The 22,338-nt window shown below is 55.5% G+C and carries 13 protein-coding genes and 2 pseudogenes; 8 read left to right on the plus strand and 7 right to left on the minus strand.

Annotated features, from left to right (window positions below):
* Positions 1 to 186: 186 nt before the first annotated feature.
* On the plus strand, positions 187 to 1,071 hold the full coding sequence (locus tag OZX74_RS00415; RefSeq protein WP_277156647.1) for a class C sortase: 885 nt from the start codon (positions 187 to 189) through the stop codon (positions 1,069 to 1,071).
* 512 nt (positions 1,072 to 1,583) lie between these two features.
* On the opposite strand, the gene OZX74_RS00420 is transcribed toward OZX74_RS00415, so the two are convergent.
* On the minus strand, positions 1,584 to 3,167 hold the full coding sequence (locus tag OZX74_RS00420; protein WP_277156648.1) for an InlB B-repeat-containing protein: 1,584 nt from the start codon (positions 3,165 to 3,167) through the stop codon (positions 1,584 to 1,586).
* Entirely contained in the window at positions 3,097 to 4,854 is a 1,758-nt protein-coding gene (locus OZX74_RS00425; protein WP_277156649.1) for a leucine-rich repeat domain-containing protein, read from the minus strand. The genes OZX74_RS00420 and OZX74_RS00425 overlap by 71 nt, the downstream gene beginning before the upstream one ends.
* A 316-nt stretch (positions 4,855 to 5,170) precedes the next feature.
* Here OZX74_RS00425 and OZX74_RS00430 point away from each other — a divergent pair, with 316 nt between their 5' ends.
* Together OZX74_RS00430 and OZX74_RS00435 are read left to right on the plus strand one after the other, a co-directional pair.
* Entirely contained in the window at positions 5,171 to 5,872 is a 702-nt protein-coding gene (locus tag OZX74_RS00430) for an ABC transporter ATP-binding protein (protein ID WP_277156650.1), read from the plus strand.
* Positions 5,873 to 5,874: 2 nt separating this feature from the next.
* Entirely contained in the window at positions 5,875 to 9,441 is a 3,567-nt protein-coding gene (locus OZX74_RS00435; protein WP_277156651.1) for an FtsX-like permease family protein, read from the plus strand.
* Between the two features lie 11 nt (positions 9,442 to 9,452).
* Here the strand turns inward: OZX74_RS00435 and OZX74_RS00440 are convergent, their stop codons facing one another.
* The gene (locus OZX74_RS00440) at positions 9,453 to 9,803 is read right to left on the minus strand and encodes a hypothetical protein (protein WP_277156652.1); all 351 of its coding nucleotides are present in this window, start codon (positions 9,801 to 9,803) and stop codon (positions 9,453 to 9,455) included.
* A 622-nt stretch (positions 9,804 to 10,425) separates the two neighbouring features.
* On the opposite strand from OZX74_RS00440, the gene ugpC reads away from it, so the two are divergent.
* Together ugpC and OZX74_RS00450 are read left to right on the plus strand one after the other, a co-directional pair.
* Positions 10,426 to 11,553 carry a sn-glycerol-3-phosphate ABC transporter ATP-binding protein UgpC gene (ugpC, locus tag OZX74_RS00445; protein ID WP_277156653.1) on the plus strand — a complete coding sequence of 376 codons (1,128 nt, stop codon included), beginning with the start codon at positions 10,426 to 10,428 and terminating at the stop codon, positions 11,551 to 11,553.
* 177 nt (positions 11,554 to 11,730) lie between these two features.
* Positions 11,731 to 13,098: pseudogene (locus tag OZX74_RS00450) on the plus strand (DUF4032 domain-containing protein); the annotation flags it as partial.
* Between the two features lie 531 nt (positions 13,099 to 13,629).
* Here the strand turns inward: OZX74_RS00450 and rlmB are convergent.
* Both rlmB and dcd read right to left on the minus strand, forming a co-directional pair.
* Positions 13,630 to 14,637: a 23S rRNA (guanosine(2251)-2'-O)-methyltransferase RlmB gene (rlmB, locus tag OZX74_RS00455; RefSeq protein ID WP_277156654.1), complete on the minus strand. Its 1,008-nt coding sequence runs from the start codon at positions 14,635 to 14,637 to the stop codon at positions 13,630 to 13,632.
* Positions 14,638 to 14,854: 217 nt separating this feature from the next.
* On the minus strand, positions 14,855 to 15,436 hold the full coding sequence (dcd, locus tag OZX74_RS00460) for a dCTP deaminase (protein ID WP_277156655.1): 582 nt from the start codon (positions 15,434 to 15,436) through the stop codon (positions 14,855 to 14,857).
* A gap of 569 nt (positions 15,437 to 16,005) precedes the next feature.
* On the opposite strand from dcd, the gene OZX74_RS00465 reads away from it, so the two are divergent.
* Together OZX74_RS00465 and OZX74_RS00470 are read left to right on the plus strand one after the other, a co-directional pair.
* Positions 16,006 to 16,722 (plus strand): hypothetical protein, encoded by a 717-nt coding sequence (locus OZX74_RS00465; RefSeq protein ID WP_277156656.1) that lies wholly within the window; start codon positions 16,006 to 16,008, stop codon positions 16,720 to 16,722.
* Between the two features lie 166 nt (positions 16,723 to 16,888).
* Positions 16,889 to 17,683 carry an alpha/beta hydrolase-fold protein gene (locus tag OZX74_RS00470; protein ID WP_277156657.1) on the plus strand — a complete coding sequence of 265 codons (795 nt, stop codon included), beginning with the start codon at positions 16,889 to 16,891 and terminating at the stop codon, positions 17,681 to 17,683.
* 365 nt (positions 17,684 to 18,048) lie between these two features.
* Here the strand turns inward: OZX74_RS00470 and OZX74_RS00475 are convergent, their stop codons facing one another.
* Positions 18,049 to 20,127 carry a Na+/H+ antiporter gene (locus OZX74_RS00475; protein WP_277156658.1) on the minus strand — a complete coding sequence of 693 codons (2,079 nt, stop codon included), beginning with the start codon at positions 20,125 to 20,127 and terminating at the stop codon, positions 18,049 to 18,051.
* A 177-nt stretch (positions 20,128 to 20,304) separates the two neighbouring features.
* Between OZX74_RS00475 and OZX74_RS00480 the strand changes: the two are divergent.
* Positions 20,305 to 20,815 (plus strand): annotated as a pseudogene (locus OZX74_RS00480) (nucleoside deaminase).
* A 294-nt stretch (positions 20,816 to 21,109) separates the two neighbouring features.
* Here OZX74_RS00480 and OZX74_RS00485 read toward each other — a convergent pair.
* A complete protein-coding gene (locus OZX74_RS00485) occupies positions 21,110 to 21,916 on the minus strand; it encodes a sulfite exporter TauE/SafE family protein (RefSeq protein WP_348519568.1) in 807 nt (268 codons plus the stop codon).
* Positions 21,917 to 22,338: the final 422 nt, after the last annotated feature.

A 22,338-nucleotide genomic window follows, 5' to 3' on the forward strand; every position in this document is an offset into this window, starting at 1 on the left:
CGCTGACTCTAGCTTTCGGACAAATAGGGAATGGCGTACGTTAAATTGACTGAGACCTCGCATTATGAAGACGATTCAATGGTGAACCGCGCCTCAAACTCCTCTTCGGACACCGTTAATTACCCTTTTCCTGAATTTCAGGATTTCATCGATAAAGCAAAAGACGACGAAAGAGACGTCTACGGGTTGGTCATTCAGATCATCCACGATATCGTCGTCCTTGCGCTTATCGTCGCCGTGCTCTGGATACCGATCAACCGTGTCTACAGCTCCCAGCAGGAGAGCAAGGCGATTGCCATGTCGCAACGCGCAATCGGAAAATGGCCGCAGAGCGACGTTGTTGGCGAGCTTACCGCCGATCAGCAATACAATGCCAAAATCGCTCAGTCAGGGCAGCCCTTGCTCGGTGAGAAGATCGATCCGTTTTCCGACGACGACTCGCACAAGGACCTTCAATCGGCCAATGACAAGGAATACCAGGCCAGACTCAACACCGTCGAAGGCATTATGGGAACGATCAGGATTCCCAAGATATCGGTGAAGCTGCCGATTTATCACGGCACCTCCGATACGGCGCTTTCGCAAGGTGCCGGCCATCTTTATGGCACCAGCCTGCCAGTTGGAGGAACGTCAACCAACGCAGTGATTTCGGGGCATCGAGGCCTTGCCAATGCCACCATGTTCACGCGTCTTGACCAGCTGCGCGTCCACGACATCATCTATATCGATACACTTCAGCATACGATGGGTTATCGGGTCACCGGCATTCACGTCGTTGTGCCGGATGACATAGATTTTTATAAGGTCGTACCGGGCAAGGATCTGCTCACGTTGATGACCTGCACCCCGTATGGTGTCAATTCCCATCGTCTCGTCATCACCGCACAGCGTGGCAGGATCCCTGAAGACATTCCTTCCACGACGGCTGGCGACGCATTGTTGCGTGGCCTTCTAAGTGCGGCTGGCGTGCTTCTTGCCGGCGTCGTCATTGTCATGATTCGCCATGCTCGTTACGATTTCTCGCCGATTCCGTGGCACTTCTCGGGGAGTTCTCGCGCTGATACAGTCTGAAGATCCGGAGTTGCAGACAGGTTTTTGTTTTTGGTTTCGTCCCTGCGTCTGCTTCATTGCAGGAAACCAATTATTGAGTGGCTGCCGGTGACTGTTTTCTTCGACGCGGTGGAGTTGGGATACTGAAACGTTCATTTCAGGAACTAGCGCACTGGTAATTTTCGTTTTTAAATCGACGAGATGCAGCAAACAGTTTATTCAGGGGCTGGCACTGATAGCTTTCTGGAATAGGTTAGTCGGAGATGCCGGAACCTGTCAGGATGCAACAACGGTGAATTCCCGAACGGGAAAATGTTACTGATACTTAGTATCAGAAGTAAAAAGCCCAGATTCCACGGGCGGTATCGGGCTGTTGATCCCTGGTGTAATGTGAGCTGCAATGTTTTATTCTGATGCTCTTGCTTATGTGTGCGCCTAAAGTTCTGGCCTTGTTTCGGGCATAGTAAAAGGCCGGTCGCCTTCACAGCGACCGGCCTTTTACTTAGACAGGGAGAGAAATCCTAGTCCACGGCTCAGTAGGCTACGTGCTGAGAGCCCGCGGGCTGCTCGTTCTCTTCCTTGTTCTTCTCGTAGCGATGGTAGGCGTACAGCGCCACGAGAACGAGCAGGAGCAGAAGCAGCAGCCACCAGAGCCACATGAACGAATGGTGGGTCTTGCTCTGCGTGGCAGTCTGATTGGCCTGGACGCACCGTGGGTTCATCTTGGCCATTTGGACCGTACCGTTGGGGTTCTCGAAATAGGAGGACTGCTGCAGGACATAGCCTTCCGGGCAAACCGGTACAGCCTTCTTTTTCTTTTCGCTCTTCTTGTTCGAGGAGCTGTTATCCTGGCTCTGATCGCTCTGCGGTTGCTGCTGCTGCTGGGTTGGAGCAGGATTCGTGGCCGCATTGGGGGCGGCACCGACGTAACGGTTACGAACGATGGTCAGTGTCCTGACACCTGGATTGCCGATCGGCCTACGACTCGGGTTTAGAGCCGGGCCGGCAGGACCGACGGGGCCTGCCGAGCCAGGAGTCGGGGCAGCAGAATCGTTGTTCGGGCTTGGCATTGGCGTTGGCGTTGGCGTTGGCGTTGGAGTTGGTGTTGGCGTCGGCGTCGGTGTTGGTGTTGGCGTCGGCGTCGGTGTTGGCGTCGGCGTCGGTGTTGGCGTCGGCGTCGGCGTCGGTGTTGGCGTCGGCGTCGGTGTTGGCGTCGGTGTCAAATCCTTCCATTGCGCGTACAGAGTGATGTCCTCTGTAATCGGCGTGGTGAAGTCAAACTTGGGACCATCGTTCTTTTCCTTGGACCAGAAAGTGAACTCGAAACCACTTCTGGTCGGGTCCGCGGGTTGGGTCGCGGGCTTGCCATTATCTATGGTCTCCGTGTCCGTTCCGTCGGCCAGTTTACCGCCATGCGCGTCGAAGCTTACTGTGTGGGTTTCCAATTTGGTCCACTGTTCATGGACGGTGACGTTGCGGGTGATGGCTTGTGTGTTGAAATCGAACGGGGTCTTTGAATCCTGTTCGAACCAACCGTCGAACTTGTAATGTTCTCTCGCGGCGGGGGTTGGCACATTTGTGGCCTTGTCGCCGTCATAGACGGTTTCGCTGGAAATTTGTGGACCTGATTCGCTGGAAAGGTAACTCACCGTGTAGATGTTTTTGATACCTTGCCACTTGGCGTGCAATGTGACGGGGGCCTTTACCGGCTGGCTGAAATCATATTTGGTGCCGTCGGGCGTATACCATCCGAGTAGGGCGTGGGTGCCGCCCTTCTTGTCGGTGAGGACCGGAGCGTTGCCCTTGGAATCCGTGGGTTCCGTTGCCGTCTTGAAGCGCAGGACATGTTGTTTGGCTATGTCCGGCCCGCCATTCGAATCGAACGTCACGTCGTAGCTATCGCTGCTCCACAGAGCGAAAAGCGTCCAATCTTGGGTCATCACGGTATTCGTGTAGTCGAAGGGTTCGGCCTTGTCGAAGGTGCATTCATTCGTATATGGCGTACCTTGGCCAAGGCTGACGTCGTAGTCCGGATTGACTTTCAGGCTAGTGGGGCAACCGACCCATCCCTGGAACAGGTTGGTGGTCTCGTCCCTGGACCCATCGCTGTTGAACACACGGGTGCCACATTGCTGCCAGTTTGGTACCGTATGGCGCGCTTCGAGGCGCTGTCGTGGTGTTGTTTCCGTTCGGGGTTCTGCCCCCGCGGAAATCGAACGTGACCTGTGGATTGTGATAGTTCTGATTGTTGATGATCTCAAGAGTGCCGACATTCCTGCCATTGAGGATGATGGAGTTGCTGAGCGTATAGCTGAGCTGCTGGATGTTGGGGTCAATGGACGGGACCGTGAGGACGTGGTTGGCAGCGTCGTTCGTGTACTTGTCCGCCGGGATGGTTTGGTCGCCGATACCGGTAATCAAATAGGAGACCGAGGACAGAGAAGGTACGGTTCCATCGACGTTGTAGTTGTTGCCGTAGCTGAAGCTGGCGGATCCGTCCGCTCCAATTATGGGGGCGGCGCCAATTCGCGGTATCTCGTGGACCGCCTGGACCGATTCCAGCCCTGTCAAGGAGTTGAGTGGCCGCAGGTCGCTGATTTCGTTGTCGTTGAGATTCAAGGTCTTGAGATTGGTCATGCCCGACAGGAAGTCGAGGTTGTAGATGCTGTTGGAGCTCAGGTCGAGATCGCTGATCTGGTGAAGCTGCGAGATGTCCTTGAGGACCGGGTTCTGATAAAGGAACAGCCCCGTGAATCCGAATGACTTCAGATGCTGGAGGTTCTTCAACGCCAACAGGCTGTCCGGGTGAGACTTCAGGTTGTAGGCGTTCTCGAACGACAGGCTTTCCAGATCGGGGAAATGATCGACGATTGCCTGCACGTCCGACGTGCCGTTTCGCCCGAGGTCGGTGTTGCCCAATGACAGCGTCTTGAGGTGGGGAAGACCGTAGAACATGCTCGCGTCGGAGAAGGCGTGCGCGACGTCGTAGAGATAGATATTGGTCAGTTTCGGAGCCTTGGCCTCAGTGAAGCCCTTGCAGCTCTGCGCTACGGCATCGGTGAAGTCATTGAGTCTCAGGGTTTCCAGATTGGGCATGTTGGCTGACGTGAGGGGGCTGAAATCAGTGAGGTAGGCGAAGCCTGCCACAGAAGACGCCTGCTGGTGATCAGTGCTGTTGTCATAATACATATTGAAGGATTTGAGGTTTCGGAAAAGACCGATACCTCTGATGTCCATTATCTTTCTGGAAAGCGTGGTGCTGCCCGCGTTCGGGATTCCATCACTGGAGATGCTGGTTATCGAGTCGAGCCACGATTGCGTCACCGGGAAATCATCGGCGAAATTCGGGTTGGAGAACCTCCAGCCGGTTTCATGGTTGGGATTCTGGTATTGCGTGGTGTTGATGAACTTCGTGAGGTAGGCACGGAAGGATGCGTCGGGGAAGCAGCCTTTGAGCGTTCCACAGTCTACCGTAGCTTCGTCTCCTCCCTGGGCTGCGGGCTGCGGAGTGCTTTGTGCGCTTGGCGTCTGCGGCTGGGTGCTCTTGCTTTCGGGCTGCGTCTTGCCGGCTGTTCCCTTCGAGGCCGTACCTGACTTGGCGGCATTGCCGGAAGTGGGGCTTGCCCCTTCTTTCGAGGCCGAAGCAGCAGGGCTGTTAGGTGCAGGAGCCGGCGTGGCCGGCTTGTTTTCGCCGCTTGTCGGAGCCGCAGGTGCACTGGGGTTTTCAGCCTGTGGCGCCTGCGCGGTCCCGTTATTGGCGGCGGTTTGTGGTTGCTCACTTTGCGTAGTAGAGCTTTCTGGCACTGCGTTGGCTGAGATTGCCGGGCCCATCACCATGCAGGCTGAAGTTATTATCGTCGTAAGTGTAACGATTAACTTTCTATGCGGATTTCGCATTGAATTCTTCATGATCCTCTCTTTCCGGGTTGCGAACATAACTGAATGCATTCACAAACCATGGATAAAAAAATCCACTATTGGTGTCATTGTATGTCTTATAATATCACGAAGTAATAACTTTTTAATAAGAAGAGATGTTTTCTAGCTGATAATGATATAATTATATCAGGGTATGTTAGAACCGCAGATTTGTGCTGGACTTTTTGGGGAGAGGAATGAGATGGGTTATATCGATGTAATCCACGAGGTTAAACGATACAATACCGGTGGCAAAAGGCTGGTCGCAAATAACGATGTTACTTTTTCCATCGCGCAGGGCGAGCTGGTGATGATTCTTGGGGCCTCTGGCACCGGCAAGTCGACATTGCTCAATGTCATCGGCGGCATGGATAGTTGCGATGAGGGCGATGTGATTGTTGATGGGGAGAACATCGCCAAATATAACGCCAAGCAACTCACTGAGTATCGGCGGCTCGACGTCGGTTTCGTCTTCCAGTTCTATAATCTGGTTCCTAATCTGACCGCACTCGAGAACGTCGAGATGGCCTCCGAAATCGTCCCGTACGCCAATGATCCCATGGAGGCGTTGGCCAGCGTCGGGCTCGCCGATCGCTGCAACAACTTCCCGTCCCAGCTTTCCGGCGGCGAACAGCAACGTGTCGCCATCGCGCGCGCCGTGGCGAAAAGGCCGAAAATCCTCCTATGCGACGAACCGACCGGTGCCCTTGACTACAAAACCGGCAAGCAGGTGCTGCACATCCTTCAGGACATGAGCCAAAAGAACGGCGCCACGGTCATCATCGTGACCCATAATTCCGCCATTGCCCCTATGGCCAATCGCGTTATACGGATGCATGATTCGCGTATCGCTGAGGTCAAGCGCAATGTTAATCCTTGTAATGTCGATCAATTGGAGTGGTGATTTTGCAATTTCTAATTTCACACAACAAAACAGGGAAGCATTCGGCTTCCAGGCGTCTTGCCGAGACCAGGAATGCCGTAAGGCGATCTTCTGCCAATGGCATTGCCTCGGCGTCGGCTTCTCACAGCGAAACCGACAAGACGGGGGAATCCGTCGAAACGAAACTAGCCCGCATGAAGGCTTCCGAAACAAAGGCTTCCGGAACTCAGTCTGGTGAAGAAAGGGCCAGCTGGCAAGATGGCCAAAAGTGGGATTCCGGGCGAAAACCTCGTACGCAGGATAGTAATGGGTCGGCCCGGCCCCACGTCGGACTTCCGGCGGACCCGGCCTTACCCCATCTGCCGGCCAAGACGAAAGTGCACGGGCCATCGGATTCCGATTTTTCGAAAGCCGTTGCCCTCCCGCGTGGTCCAAGAACCAGCAGCGCTGATTCGATAGACGCCCAGTCGGCATCCCTTCCTTCCATACCGCCGCAAGCACGCCGGTCGCGCCAATCGGCACAGCCGCAGCAGCAGGTTCATGTCACCCATACCTGGGCGGAGCACGATCCTTGGGCCCTTGGCGGCGGCGAGATGGCCGGCGGTTCGGTTCCGCTGCCCAAACGTCACCATTTCTTTACCTTCCACCAGATTCCGCAGGCTGTGCCGGCGTCCCGTCCACGGGAAATTCCGCAGCAACCTGGGCGGTATGGCCAGCCGCAAGACCAGCAGTATGGGCAGCAATTCCGGCAATACGGACACCAACCCCAGCAGGTGCACGCCACCCATACCTGGGCGGAGTACGATCCGTGGATGGCTAGCGGCGGCGAGGTCGCCGGAGGCGCGGTCCCGCTGCCTCGCCCCAAGCAGGTGTCGCGGTTGTTGGGATTGAAAAATCCCCACGCTTCATCGGTTCCGCCTTTTCCGACACAATCCCGATCGGAGAACACCGCCAGTAGTTCTCCGGCCGCCGCGCTCTCGCTTTCCATGCCCCGAGTGGAGGCTTGGGATAATTTCCAATCAAGCGGCAAACACAAGATTTCGCATCGTATGCTTTGGCGTGATACCCGCCGTTCGCTGGGCAAGTCGCTGGGCTGCTTCATCTCGATCGTGTGCATGGTGGCGCTGGGTTCGTTCGCCCTCGTCGGTCTGAATGTGACCGGGCCGGATATGCGCAACACGGCCGACCAGTATTTCGAACAGCACCAGCTTGCCGATATTTCTGTGATCAGCAAAACCGGTTTCGACGATTCGCAGATCAAAGCGATTAAAAAGGCCTCCGGGGTCACGAAGGTCGAGTACGGCTTCTTCAAGGATGTCGCCGTTCGCCATCGCGATGAGAGCATGCGTATTTTCTCGAGTACCCACAGTATTTCCAGCTACGCCTTGCGCAGCGGCTCGATGCCGAAGAAAGCCAATGAGATCGCGATCGATGCTCAGCAGGCCAAAAAGCATCCGGTCGGTTCCACCGTGTCTTTCATGGAGAAACCCGGTCCGAACGGACAGACCATGCTCAAAGGCACCAAATATAAGGTGACCGGTGTGGTCGATTCCGTGGAAATCATCGGTTCGGTCAATCGTGGTCTTTCGGATTCAGGCTCGGGATCTCTCGACGGCTATGGCGTGGTCCTTCCGAAGGCGTTCGCCGCCTACACGTCATATAATATTGCGCGTTTGCGCTACAAGGCCCTTGACGATATGCCCAATCATATTTCAAGTGATTATGACAAAAAGGTCCAACAGGAAAAGGATCTGCTTGCCGATTCGCTCGACAACCGTGATGCCGAAGTCTCGCAGACTTCCGATTCCCACGCCGCGTCTTCCGCCAGTAGCGTTGTTCCTGCTTCCTACAGCAACGCCTCGGCAGCAGCCCAGACGCAGTCCGAATCTACGTCTGTGCTTCCTACTTACTCGATCGATTCAAGGCGCGATGTTCCTGGCGGTGCCGGATATGTGGCCTACGATTCCATTTCCCAAATCATCGATTCGCTCGGTGGTCTTTTCCCTATATTCATGTATCTGATAGCCGCTCTTCTGACGTTCACCTCCATGACGCGTTTCGTCGACGAGGGACGTGTGGGTGCAGGCACGCTCAAGGCGTTCGGCTATTCGGACTGGGATGTGATGAAGAAGTTCATCGCCTACGGTTTCATCGCTGGCCTGACCGGTGGCATTATCGGTGCCGCAGCAGGGCAATTGGGCATGCCGCGGATCGTCTATAACGCCTACAGCACGGGCTTTGATGTGCCGTCCTCACATCTGCGGCTTGGAGTCGTGGCCACGGTGGTTGCGCTCATCCTTGCCTTCGCGGCCACTGTGTTGCCGGCCTATATCGCGGCCAGCCGCCAGCTCAAGGAAAAAACGAGTGCGCTCCTTGCGCCGAAGCCTCCGACAGGAGGGGCTTCCATCGCTTTGGAGAAGGTTGATTGGTTCTGGAGCAAGCTTAACTTCAAGAACAAGATCACCTTGCGCAACATTTTCCGTTATAAGATTCGTACCATCACCACGATAATCGGCGTCGTCGGAGCACTTGCACTGCTTGTTGGGGGCGTCGGCGTGCAGCGTTCGGTCGATTCGATCAATAATCTGCAATACGGCAATGTCATTCAATATGACCTCATCGCCGGGCAGAGCAATCAGGTGACCAGCACTCAGCAAAAGCAGATATCCAAGGAATTGCACAGCAACAGTATCAAGCGGTTCACTTCGATTCGTTATGAGCAAGGCAACATGAACGCCGGCCCGTACCGCAACAATCAGGACCTGACGATTATCGCTGCCAAGAACGCAGGGGCTTTTGATGGTTATGTGGACCTGCACGAGAGGTCCAGCAAGCGTCATCTTGACCTTGATAATTATGGTGCTGTGATTTCCGAGCGGCTCGCGAAGCTCAACAATGTCAAAGCGGGCGACAACATGACCATTCAGGATGCGAACGGCCACAATCGCGTGATCCCCATCAGCGGGGTCTGCGAAATGTATATCGGCCATTTCATCTTCATGAATTCGCAGTCGTACAAAAAGATATTCCATCAGGACTACGTTCCCAACGCGAATATGATCGGACTGAAAAACCGCAGTTCCTCCAACGCGAAGCATGAGGCGGCAAAGTTCATGGCGCTCGACGGCATTACCCAGGTCTCGCAGAATTCGATGCTCGTGGACCAGACCAATATGCTCGTGCGTTCGCTGAGCCTTTTGATGCAGGTGCTGATTGCCGTATCGGTTCTGCTCAGTGTCGTCATTCTCTATAATCTGAACAATCTCGACATCTCCGAACGTTTGCGTGAGCTGAGCACCATCAAGGTGCTGGGTTATTACAACCGCGAAGCCACGATGTATATCTACAGGGAGACTCTCGGGCTCACCGTGATAGGTGTTCTGTTGGGTACGGGCGCCGGCATTTTGCTGCACGAACGCATCATCCGTCAGGTCGCTCCCGAGAACATGATGTTCTCGCCCGATCTTACTGGTGGACAATTCCTGTTCCCGGTTATCGTGATTGCAGTGGTGACTGTCATTCTGGCTTTCTATGTATCAGCGAGAATAGCAAAAATCGATATGCTCAAGGCGTTGCAGGCCAGAGAGTAGCGGCTTTGCTCTCAATCGTCGTGGACCGTGTTGACCGGAGCCGTGGCGCCTTCGTTGCTGCGCCGCACGATTTCCTTCGTCAAGGCCTCTATGCTGAACAGTCTTAGTGAGTTGTTGCCGCGTACCCCAGCGGCTTCGTCGATGCTGATGACGCCGGTGTCCACCAAGGCGTTGATGGGGTTGATTCCATAACAACGGGCTATGGTGATGATCTCGGAGGTCGCCAGCTCGTCGGATTGGAACCGCTTGTAAAGTGTCGCGTACGGGATATTGGTACGTTTGGCGATGCTATTGATGGAGTCGTCGTGGGTGATTCTGCGTAGCCAGGCAATCTGCTTGCCGGATGTGTTTGTTTTTTCCATATTCTTATTTTCCGATAATTGCGTAAAAAAAGTAAGACTTTAAAAATAGTGCTTACGTTTGACGTTTATATGTATTGCATTAAATCTGATTTCTGCTCTTTTACTGAAGTTTAGGTTGCGTTGTGCTGATGCTTGGAAAAAGCTTGAGAGCAGTGAGATTTACTGCCACTTACATTGCAAAAAATATTTCGTGAATGCGGCGTTGATAAAGCTATGTAAAACTGCAAAATCTGTGATTCAGGAATTGGCTTAAAAGTTTACGTCAATAGTTTTTTAAAAGTTTGCTAAAAAAATTATTAAAATAGAATGACGTTGACCGTTTACGTCGACGGCATAAAACGGGCGTGTCTTTCCTTGTTGTGTGCCCTGTCGCATGACGAACCAGGCGCCGGCCGCCTTTCTTACGACAAGCTTATACGATACGTGGCGTGTTGTGCGATATTTCGACATTGACCGTGTATAGTTGTTTTTGAGTCCGATGGGGAAGGAACCTCGAAAGGCTTCACTCATAATGAAATGAAAGTGCGGAAATTCGCTTGCCGAGGTTGGCTTGCGGGTGGATGCAAACCCCTTCACAACGGATCGTTCGGCACGTACCTGCCGATGAAAGGAATATTAAATTATGGCAAAAGTCGTATTTGACCATGTCACTCGTATCTACCCGGGCAATACGGAGCCCTCGGTATCCGATCTCTCGCTTGACATCAAAGATGGCGAATTCCTCGTGCTCGTCGGCCCCTCTGGCTGCGGCAAGTCAACGACCCTGCGTATGCTCGCGGGCCTCGAGGAAGTCAACAAGGGCAAGATTTTCATCGGCGATAAGGACGTCACCACGATGCAGCCGAAAGACCGCGACATCGCTATGGTCTTCCAGAACTACGCACTCTATCCGCACATGACCGTCGCCGACAACATGGGCTTCGCGCTGAAGATCGCCGGCGTTCCGAAGGATCAGATTCGCCAGCGCGTCGAAGAGGCCGCCAAGGTCCTCGATCTGACCGAGTTCCTCGACCGCAAGCCGAAGGCTCTCTCTGGTGGTCAGCGTCAGCGTGTCGCCATGGGCCGCGCAATCGTTCGTAAGCCTAAGGTCTTCCTGATGGATGAGCCGCTTTCCAACTTGGATGCAAAGCTCCGTGTGCAGACCCGTACGCAGATCGCCGCCCTGCAGCGTCAGCTCGGCGTCACCACCCTGTACGTCACCCACGATCAGACCGAGGCTCTGACGATGGGCGACCGCATCGCCGTCATCAAGCTGGGTATCCTCCAGCAGGTCGGCGCTCCGACCGAGCTCTATGACAAGCCGCAGAACGTCTTCGTCGCCGGCTTCATTGGCTCGCCGTCCATGAACATCAACACGCACCCTGTCGTTGACGGCAAGGCGAAGATCGGCAGCGACACCGTCGAGCTCGACAAGGACGCCGTCGCCAAGCTTACCCCAGAAGACAAGGGCCGCATCGTCGTCGGCTTCCGTCCCGAGGACGCAACGCTCGCCGCTCCTGACGAGGCCAACGCCTTCTCGCTGAAGGTTGAGAACGTCGAGGATCTGGGCAGCGACGGCTACATCTACGGCAACATCATCACCGATGGTTCCGCAGCCGAGTCCTCTGCCATGATGTCCGACCAGAACAAGCTGACCACGATTCGCGTGAACCCGCGTCAGCTGCCGAAGGTCGGTGACACCGTCAAGATCAAGATTGATCCGTCCAAGATGCATCTGTTCTCCCCGGCCACCGAGCTGCGCCTGAACTGATTCGCTGATATTTCAGCGTTTTAGCATCATTTAAAAGACCCGCACATTCGTGTGTGGGTCTTTTCATATTCTCTGGGTAATAACCTGAATTCGCTGTTTCACGCTTAAGCAGATATGGATGCAATCGGACGTGAGACGAATCGTGAGCTATCCTGCGCGGGCGGTAGATTGAGAGGTATGGAAATAAGTGGTGGGATGCAAGGAATGCAAATGGACCCAAGAGCGCTGAAAGCGACATCCGTAACTGCCTCCGAGGTGGGAGGCACCGATGTCGCCGAGCCGCATGCGCTGCAAATCACTGCCGCCAGCTCAAATCCGAAGATGTTCACCCTGCCTTGGGAGAAGCCGCTGGCGACCTGGCCCAAGGAACTGTTGGCCAACCTGCCGCGAGGCATCTCCAGGCACGTGGTCCGTTTCGTGCACGTCGGTGACGAAATCTATGCGATGAAGGAAATCACCAGCCGCGTCGCCGCACACGAATATGAGCTTTTGCGACGCCTGCAGAAGCTTGAGCTGCCTACCGTGCGTCCGATTGCCGTGGTCACCGGACGGCATACTCGTGAGGGCGAGCCGCTCGAATCCATGCTGGTGACCAAGCAACTCAAGTTCTCGCTGCCTTATCGTGCTTTGTTCGCCGGAAATCTGCGGCCGGACACTGCCGACCGTCTCATTGACGCGCTCGCCGTGCTGATGGTTCGTCTGCATCTTTCCGGTTTTTATTGGGGTGACGTTTCGCTTTCCAACGTTCTTTTCCTGCGCGACGCCGACGCGTTCTCGGCCTTCCTGGTCGACGCGGAAACCGGTGCGCTCTATACAACGCTGACCGAGGGCCAGCGCAACTACGACATGGATCTTGCCCGCACCAACATCATCGGCGAACTGATGGACCTGGCTTCCGGCAAATTGCTGCCTGACGAGGTGGACGAGGTCGGGGTCGGCGACAGGCTGATTGAGCGCTATGCCTCACTATGGGGTGCGTTGACCGATCAGGAGGACTTTGGTCCCGACGAGATGTGGAAGATCGAGAAGCGCGTCAACAAGCTCAACGATTTGGGCTTCGATGTCGATGAGCTTGAAGTCAAGACCGCTGATGACGGCAAGCGCGTGCTTGTCCGTCCGCGCGTGGTCGATGCGGGTTACGCTTCACGCAAGTTGTTGCGCTTGACAGGCCTCGACGTGCAGGAGAACCAGGCCCGTCGGTTGTTGAACGATTTGGACGCCTACCGCGCTTCCACTTGGCGTGACGGGGAAGAGCTGGAAATCGTGGCGACCGATTGGATGCGCGAGGTTTTCGAGCCCGTTGTTCGCATGATTCCTAAGGAATACCGCTCGAAGATCGAGCCGGCGCAGTTCTTCCATGAAGTCTTGCAGAATCGTTGGTTCATGGCCGAAAGGGCCGGACATGACGTATCTACGGCCGTGGCGGCAAGCGACTACATCAAGCACAATCTGCCTAAGTATAACCTCGATTCGAGGGCGCTTGCCGAAATCAACGAGGACGCCGATTCGGGCGTGGTCGACGATAGCTCGACGTATGACAATCCTGCTGGCGGAATCTCGGACGAGGAAAATGCGAACGTCGCGGATACCGTAGGTTCCGACAACGATGATGTCGACAGCATCGGACGTGGCGATTACAGCGTACTCGGCGACGGGCTCGGCAATCTAGGCGTAGGCGCCACGCAAACCACCAGCGACGATTTTAATCTCGATGCCGATTCGGACGTGCCGGAAGACATCTGGCCGACCCAGCCGGATCCCGCTACGGCTGCTGCTCATAATACGAACGGCAAGGCCGCGAGCGACGATGGCTCGGAAGCCGATTCCGCAAAGGAAAACGCGGATGCAGCCGGGAATGATGCTAACGATTTCGCTGCCGACAGCGGTACCGATGTTGACGCTGATACTGGTGATGACGATGACTACTACGATCCGGACGAATATGACCAGGACGCCGCTGTCTGGAGCCACTGAACGTTTCTGCATTCACATACGAAAATCTCCCACGGAATCGTTCCATGGGAGATTTTCGTTTATCGGGTTATTTGTGGATCCGATAGCAGTTATTTCTACCGGCTACTTGGTCTCGCTGTCGGCCTTTTCGCCGGCCTTGCTGCGGGCTCGGGAGACGGCGTAGAGGCTGATGCCCGCCGCTACCGAAGCGTTGAGTGACTCGACTTCGCTGGAAATCGGGATGCCGGCGATGGAATCGCAAGCCTCGCGCACCAAACGGCTCAGGCCCTTGCCTTCCGAACCGAGCACGACGACCAATGGATCGGTTTCGAAACCGGACTCGCCGACAATGGCGTTGCCGCCGCCGTCAAGCCCGACCACGTAGTAGCCGCGCTCTTTCAGCGCCTCGATGGCCTTGGTCAGATTGACCACGCGGGCCACGGGCAGATGTGCGGCGGCGCCGGCCGAAACCTTCCATGCAGCTGCGTTGACGGAAGCCGAGCGGCGTTCCGGCAAGATGACGCCATTGGCTCCGAATGCCGCCGCCGAACGGATGACGGCTCCGAGATTCTGCGGATCAGTGACGCCATCGAGGGCGATGAAGAGCGGGCGCGCGTTGATGCGGGCTCGCTGCGAATCGGCCTCTTCCATGGCATGCGATTTCTTGTCGGCCCTATCCGCCAGCTCCGCAAGCGTGTGGTATTGATAGGGCTGCACTTTCAGGACGATGCCCTGATGGTTGCGCGAATGCGCGATGCGATCCATCTCCAACCGGTCGGCCTCGAGCAGATTGAGCCCCTGCATACCGGCGAGCTTCACGATTTCGCGGGTGCGATCGTCGTGCTCGATGCGATTGGCGATATATAGCTGCGTGCTTGGTACGCCCACGCGCAGCGCCTCAAGCACCGCGTTGCGTCCGACCACCAAATCGTCAGAATCCGAAGTGTAGTGTGCCGCGCGACGGCGTGCTGCCAGCCGAGGGTCGGCGAAACGGCGCTTTTCGTTCTGCTTCTTGGCGCGATATGCCTTGTGATACACGCGGTCCTCGGCTTTGGGCGTCGGTCCGCGGCCCTTCAATGCGTTGCGATGTTTTCCGCCCGAACCTTTGACCGGGCCCTTCTTGTTAGTCATACTCCCAATTGTCCCAGCACCCCGCGCCAACGTGCTCGGCGAATGCAAGCTGCGAGCAAAATCAGGATAATCACGGCAAAATCTTGATTTTGCTCGCATCTTCAAAAAAACATGCGATGAAAATCAAGAAAATAAGCCCAGAATCCTGATTTTCATCGCATGCTCAATATGACAAGGCAGATGGATGTAGGCGGCAGCGGTGTGCCCTCGTCCGCTTTCAGTCCTTGATTTCGGCCTTATAGAAGTTGACGTATGAACGCGACGGAGTAGGGCCGCGCTGGCCTTGGTAGTGCGAGCCCACGCCGGTCGATCCGTAAGGGTGCGCTGCCGGCGAACTGAGCTCGAAGAAGCACATCTGCCCGATTTTCATTCCCGGCCAGAGCTTCACCGGCAGGGTGCTCACGTTGGAAAGTTCCAGGGTGATATGCCCTTCGAAGCCGGGATCGATGAAGCCGGCGGTGGAATGGGTCAGGATGCCGAGACGGCCCAGCGAGCTCTTGCCTTCCAGCCGTGCCGCGATGGTGCCATCGAGCTTGACGTATTCCCACGTCGAAGCCAGTGCGAATTCGCCCGGATGCATGATCCACGGTTCGTCCGGCCCGACCTCGAATTGTTCGGTGAGGTCGCCTTGATTTTCGGCCGGATCGACGTAAGTGTACGCATGATTGTTGAAAAGCCTGAAATACCGGTCGAGGCGCACGTCGATGGAAGCCGGCTGCACCATTTCGGGCGTCCACGGGTCCAGCGAGATATGGCCGTCGGCTTGGGCGGCGAGGATGTCGCTATCTGACAGCAGCATACGTTCCTCCAGAGGTCGAGTTGCGTGCCGCGTGCGACGAAGGTTGCTGAAACCGGATTCAAGCCAACGCGGCTATTGCGTGTTCTGCTCTAAGTGTAGACGTTGCGGCGGTCTGACGTTAGCTAAGGCGGCGGAGAAGGGCATTTTTCCGCCTAAATATCCGTCCGGACCCGGAAATAGGCAAAATAGTTCAAATTTTCAGGTAATTTTCAGGTAATCCGATTCTTGCGCCAAGGATAGTGTAGTTATATAAGAGTTGTCAGCAAGAGCTGACCGGTGATCTTGAGATTTTGGATCTTGCCGATAATTGAACCCTTTCTTCTTCTCTCTTCTCTTCCCCGGTACGTTCTAGTACCGGGGTTTCTCTTTCTATAGGTCATGGTTTTCTGCGAGTCTCGGTAGGCGTGACGGCGCGGTGTGCGGCAGATTGGTCCCGCGCGGGGTAGACTAAAACAAGCAGTTTATTTTTCAGGCAGATGAAGCCACAAGTCCGTTGTATGGAATCGTGGGTTGCATAACATGCCTATATATCACGAATGCGGATTCGGGCAGATGGGACACAAGGGGCTATGAAAGAAGATTCCGGCCATCATGGCAATCAGGGTAATGCTTCGCTCCGGCAATCCGGCGATGCGTCTCGAGCCGACAGCGGTCTGCGCTCCGGCGACGCCCGAAGCAATTCCCGGCCTGAAAATGCCCATACCTATAATGTCAACGAATTGCGCCGCCACGGTTCCGAGTCGTCGCGTATAGGTCGACATCGCAAGTCTTTTATCATTAGCGCGATCGTCGTCATCGTCGTTCTTATCCTGATTGCCGTTGCGTTGCTGATTTCTCTCAAAACGCTGAAACATAATACAAGTTCGTCAAGCGAAGACAATACGTCCAAGACGGTTCAGGGCAAGACCAAAGCGCCGGAAAACGATGCCAATCAAATGAAGCAGGGTATCGAGCAATTCGCCGGCACCTGCACAGGCGGTTGGATGGATGTTGACATTGCCAGCCAGCTGCCAGGCGTTGGCACCGCATCGTTCTGCAAGGCCACGCAGGTCGCGTTCGTTACGTTCCAGACGAAGGCCGCGGCATCGATGGACGGTGACATGGTGCGCTCGCAGGCGCCCAATCTCATCAGCCGATATGCGGGCGACAAGATTGACCAGAACGATTTGCGCGTGCTGAGCAACGACCAGTGGATGGCCGTTGGTAAGAAGGATGCAATGACGGCTTTGCAGCAGCAGTGGGGTGGCAAGCTCGAGGAAATCGGGTCTGGCGATTCTGACAAGTAGCTTTTATTGCCGATAGGTTGACGGTGCGGCTGGCGATATTGGCTGCATGTCAGAATGCTCTCGATTATTTCGCCAGATATTGGTCGGTTTAATTTCGTGAACCTGCTGCGAATCTGCCAGTGAACATTTTGGGCTTCTGTTGGGCTTGCTGCTTATCATGGGGACTATGACCGACGAAGCAGTGAACAGCGAATATTCCAATGAGGCTCGCAAGGGCGAAAACGGCTTAGTTGGCCGTCAATCCGATGCTATTCCCGGGCGTTTCGGCGACCCGATGGAGATTTCCCATGTCATCTATTCCCAAGGCGGCGGCAGGGCTCGGCCCACGCGGCCGATGTTCCTGTGCCTGCACGGCTGGGGTTCCAACGAACAGGATCTGGCCGGGATGATGCGTTACGTCGCTCCCGGCAACGATTACGTTTCGCTGCGTGCGCCACTGGTGCTGCAAGCCGAGGGGCCGGGCGAGTTCGGCAGCGGTTCCGGGGCCTACAGCTGGTTCCATGACGGCGTGCCCACCGGCGAGGATTTGGACAGGGACATTTTCGCTGCGGCCACCGCTGTCGACAACTGGGTCAACGAACATGTCGATGCCGATCGTGAGCTGGTGCCCATCGGATTCTCTCAGGGTGCGGCGCTCGCGATTCATCTGTTGCGCGTGCATCCCGAGCGTTACCGTGCGGTCGCAGCACTTTCCGGTTTTGTGGCTCCGGGGCAGGTTGCCGGGACGACTCCGGCCGACGATCGGCTTGCAGAGATGGAAAAGCCGGTTTTCTATGGTTACGGAGACCGCGACAACGTCTTGCCGAAGTATGAGATTTACGGCGCGACCGCCTGGCTTGAGGAACATACATGGCTGACGGTGAAGAATTATCACCAGCTCGACCATGCCGTAAGTCCAGCCGAATTCACCGACCTGACCCAATGGCTCCTGCTCAACAACATCTCATCGGGTGTGGTGTGATTTGTTGAACGTTTATTAGGAATTTGAGCGCGTTTTCGCGCGATTTTTATGCTTAAAATGCTTTCGAACGACTTTGATAGGAATTTAAGCATAATTTCACTCGTTTTTGTGCTTAAATTCCTATTTACAGTTCCGCTTCCGCGTCGACTTGCTGAGCCGCTGAGCCGTTAAGTAGAAAGTCCAGTGGACTTTCTGTAGGTGAACTGAGCGCGATGTATCGAGCGCGAAAGAGCGATAAGAGCTCAATTAGAGTATGTTTTTCAACGCCAACAGCCCTGTGGGCTCCGCGTAGGCGAGGTGAGCGCGTCTACACGCGCGAATGATGCAAGTTGAAATGAGTGCGGTTGTAGAACCGGATATCCTATTTACAGTTCCGCCTCAGCATCAACTTGCATCACATACACGTTCCTTCTCAGACGCTTCGCTTGGTTGCGTGAAATTTCTCCGGAATCAAGCATGTCCTGAATGACGCTGAGCTCGATGGAATAGCTTTCGTGCTTGACCTCGTCGATTTGTGGAGCGTTCTTGGCTGCGGCCACAATGTCCTTGCGGCTGCGTAGTTCGGCACGTGCGCGCTGGTAGTCGCGCAGCAACAGCGTGCAGTATTCCGATTTGTAGGTATCGCCGTGCATTTCCTTGTAGAGCCGGTTAATGACGTGGTCGATGGCATCGATTTGGGTGGCTCGCAGATAATAGTAAATTTCATGCTCGTTGAGCATCGGCGCTGAACGGCGGAACTTGTTGTTGGCTCGCCTTGCCAGCGTGGTGATCTGACGCCGTAGCGCATGCGCTCGCCCGCGAATCTGCGAGACTGCACGATGATGGGTCTTCTTGTCGGCCGTGTGCCGCAGCGTGTTCATGATCTGGTCCATCATGCGCTCGCACGCCTCGATCTGCAGCTTCTGATTGTGCTCATTCATTTGCGTGTCGGCCTGGGTGTTGGCGAGTCGGTCGCGTACGTAATCTTTCTCCCAGTGCAACGCATCGATCTGCAGAGTCTCGAATTCCTCGATGTCGAAGCCGCCGATGCGTTGGCGTAGGCGGGTGATGCGGCTGTTGTAGGAATCGATGACGGGCAGGATTACGCGGCGATTGTCATCGGTGACGCGGTTCGAAAGTTCCTGCACGGTGCGGGTCAATTCCTCGATGGTGATTTCGATGAGCTTTTCTGATTCGTCGGCATCGTCTTTGGCCGGTGCGAGCAGCGGCAGCATGAAATTGGCCAGCAGCAGCGTCAGCACGATCACACCGGAAGCAATGAAAATAAGCTCGTTGCGCATCGGGAACGCGTCGCCGGAGATGACGCTATACGGGATGGTGAACATCAAGGCAAGGGTGATGGTGCCCTTCGGCCCGCCGAATGTCATCACCGCCGCGTCGCGTAGGGAACGCGGTTTCAGAGGTACGCGTTTGCCGGTTTCGGGGTCGCGGGTCGGGGCGGCGATGAGCCAGACCCACAGGAATCGAATCGCGATGGCAACGACGGTGACGAGCAGGATGATGCTGATCAGCGCGGTATTGCTGACATTATGGCTCAGCCAACTGGCCCGCATGGCGCTCGGCAGCTGCATGCCGAGCAGAATAAATACAGTGCCGTTCAAAACGAACGAGAGTACGGCCCACACGCTGTTCGAAACGATATTGGTGCGCGCGACGTTCGGCCCTCCGATGCCGTTGCGGTCGAAATGAACGGTCAAGCCGAAAGCAACCACCGCAAGAATGCCGGAGATATGAAGTTCCTCGGCTCCTAGAAATACCAGGAATGGCAGGAAGAGCTCCATGAGAATGCGCGTGGTCATTGTCTCCCAGCCCAGCTGTCGCGCCAAGGCGAAAATCCAGTTGGCGAGGAAGCCCGCGACGATGCCGACGATAATCCCGCCGAAGAACGAGAGCAGGAAATCCTTGGTGGCGTTGGCCATCGAGAAGGAACCGGTGACCGCTGCCAGAATCGAGAACTGGAAGCCGATGACGCCGGAAGCGTCGTTAAAGAGCGATTCACCGGTCAGTATTCCGGCCTGTTGCTTGGTCAGTGTCGCTTCGCTGGAAAGCGAGGACACTGCCACGGCGTCGGTCGGCCCGAGCGCCGCGCCCAGCGCAAACGCCGCCGCCAATGGAATCACCGGCCATACGGCGTGCAGCATGAAGCCGACGACAGCCATGGTTCCCAGCGCCAGCCCGATGGCCATGGGCAGCGAGAATCTCAACGTTTTGAAGAGCATCCGTTTGTCGATTTCGTGCGCTTCGACGTAAAGCAGGGGAGCGATGAACAGCACCATGAACAGTTCGGGGTCAAGCTTGACGTGCGGGAAAACCGGCAGGAAGGCGAGGGCGATGCCGAGCGCGATTTGGACAAGCGGGGTCGATATTCGCGGAATAAAACGGCTGACGAACGACGAGAGCACAACGGCCCCCAGAATGCAGAGGATCAGCTCGAAAATTGCCACGGATTATCGATTCCTTTCTTGGTTTGGCTTCATTGCGGTTCGGCGGTTTAACGGTTCGGACATATGCGGACACTTCTTATATTCACTATAACGAATGGATGTTTCGGCATTATGCCTCAAGCTTTGCCGATTGCTTTTAGACTGGGAATCATGAACACTGCGAGTTTGTATAACGCGATGGGTGAGGCGCTGGGTTTGGCGCATGAGGCGGCGGATGCCGGCGAAGTCCCGGTTGGGGCGGTCGTGCTTGGCACTGACGGCACGATTATCGGTCGGGGCCGCAATCGGCGCGAGTCCGACGGCGATCCGCTCGCCCACGCCGAAGTGGTGGCGATGCGTGAGGCGGCTGAATCGCGGAAGAATGCTGAATGCGGGTTGGGAACAGTCGAAGAAGCTGCTGCCCGTGATGCAGGCAGCTCTTCAACGAAGACTTTAAACCCTTGGAATCTTGCCGATTGCACGCTGGTGGTCACACTTGAACCATGCCCGATGTGCACCGGTGCTGCATTACAGACTCATGTTGGCCGTATTGTTTTCGGTTCCTTGGGATGCCAAACTGGGTGCATGCGGTTCGGTTTGGGATATTCCGCGCGATCCGCACATCGGGGCCTGCCCGGAGGTCATCGGCGGTGTGCGGGAGAGCGAATGTGCGCAGCTGCTCACGGGGTTTTTCTCTGTAAAACGGTAGCGGTGGCGTCTTCGTTCATTGAATATGTGATGAATTTGTGAAGAGCAAGTCGTTTTTACAGTATTGAACGAACGGTGCGAATCTTTTGCCGTTCCCTGCTATGCCGGACTTGATGGTGAACTATCAAACCGTTGAAATTACGCCGTTCTGGGATTTTCGTTTCGATAAATGCTATATAAATGCAGCACCGAACTTTTATTTTGAGTATTTTAACTTTTAGCGCTGCGTACCACGTACAGTCGCACTTACCGATTGGTCGTGCTTCTTCATTGCCAAAATAAATATCCGGATATTCTATTTGTGCGGCAGCTTCGGCGCGATGCCGGGCGTGATCTTCAGGGCGGTCCAAGCGGAGCGCAGCATAATGACGAAAAGATAGGCCGCAAGCAGATATGAGCCTACTTTTGCCGAGACGAACGCGGCGACCCAAGCTCCCAGCGGCGTGGCACAAGCCGCTGCAATACCAATGATCAGGCCGTTCTTAAGATGCACCAATCCGCGCTTCCAATTGGCGATGGTGCCGGTGATGGCGCTGGGGAACATGGCCAGCAGCGAGGTGCCACGGGCGATGAGGTCGCTTGCCCCGAACAGCAGTGAAAGCGCCGGCACGGTGACGGCCCCGCCGCCGATGCCCAGCAGCGCTGAAAGTACGCCGATGAAAATGCCAAGCAGCACAAGCAGAATGCCCTTGATCGCGGTCAGATGGATACTGGAGTTGCGCGAAGGCGTCAGCACCAGTTGGCTGACTAAGACAAACGCCAGAAATACCACGAAGAACCAGCGCAGGAACACTTCGGAAAGCCGTGAAAGCAGCCAGCTGCCGATTTGTGAGCCGATAATCGTGCCGACGACCATCAACAGTGCCGCAATCCAATCGACGTGCCCGCTCATCGCGTAGGAAACCACGCCGGAAATCGAAAGCGGGATGATTGCGGCCAGCGAAGTCGCCGCTGCGTGGCGCTGGGTCATGCCGAGCCACACCAATACCGGCACGATGATCGATCCGCCGCCGATGCCGAAAAGTCCGGAGAAGAAGCCGGCGATCAGGCCGACGACAATCATGATGACTATCTGTTCCACAGGCCCTCGCGTAACGGGCATTTCCTCCTGAACTTCGTCCCCGGCTTCCACTTCGGCCTTAGCCCTGGCTTCGTTATCCGCCTTACCGTTCGTTACGGCAGCTGCTCCTTCGTTCGCCGTGTGTTCCTTCTCGCCCATGCCGTTCCCGCTTCTTTCTCGTTTTCCGCTGTCACTGCCTACCATGCTGCCTCCGGGTTTGTTTCCGGTTCTGTCGTTATTCAAGCCAAGCGGGCAACATTTCGGGTCAATAACCGTTCTCTTATATTCCACATATTGTATAACCGTTCTCTTATATTCCACATATTGTATGAAGCCCGCCAAAGATTCTGCCTCGATTCCCGTCGAAAGCTCATGATGTGGTCAAACGAGTTTCCTGATTTCTCCGCATGTCCATCCGTGGAGGTTCAGCCTTTGCGCAAACGATTCTCCCGTATGGGTTTTGT

Source organism: Bifidobacterium sp. ESL0798 (assembly GCF_029395415.1).
Taxonomy (GTDB): Bacteria; Actinomycetota; Actinomycetes; order Actinomycetales; family Bifidobacteriaceae; genus Bifidobacterium.

Excerpts from the sequence above, each read along its gene's own strand:
- OZX74_RS00430 (WP_277156650.1), top strand. The coding sequence starts at position 5,171 with ATGGGTTATATCGATGTAATCCACGAGGTTAAACGATACAATACCGGT.
- OZX74_RS00440 (WP_277156652.1), bottom strand. The coding sequence starts at position 9,803 with ATGGAAAAAACAAACACATCCGGCAAGCAGATTGCCTGGCTACGCAGA.
- ugpC (WP_277156653.1), top strand. The coding sequence starts at position 10,426 with ATGGCAAAAGTCGTATTTGACCATGTCACTCGTATCTACCCGGGCAAT.
- rlmB (WP_277156654.1), bottom strand. The coding sequence starts at position 14,637 with ATGACTAACAAGAAGGGCCCGGTCAAAGGTTCGGGCGGAAAACATCGC.
- dcd (WP_277156655.1), bottom strand. The coding sequence starts at position 15,436 with ATGCTGCTGTCAGATAGCGACATCCTCGCCGCCCAAGCCGACGGCCAT.
- OZX74_RS00465 (WP_277156656.1), top strand. The coding sequence starts at position 16,006 with ATGAAAGAAGATTCCGGCCATCATGGCAATCAGGGTAATGCTTCGCTC.
- OZX74_RS00470 (WP_277156657.1), top strand. The coding sequence starts at position 16,889 with ATGACCGACGAAGCAGTGAACAGCGAATATTCCAATGAGGCTCGCAAG.
- OZX74_RS00485 (WP_348519568.1), bottom strand. The coding sequence starts at position 21,916 with ATGCCCGTTACGCGAGGGCCTGTGGAACAGATAGTCATCATGATTGTC.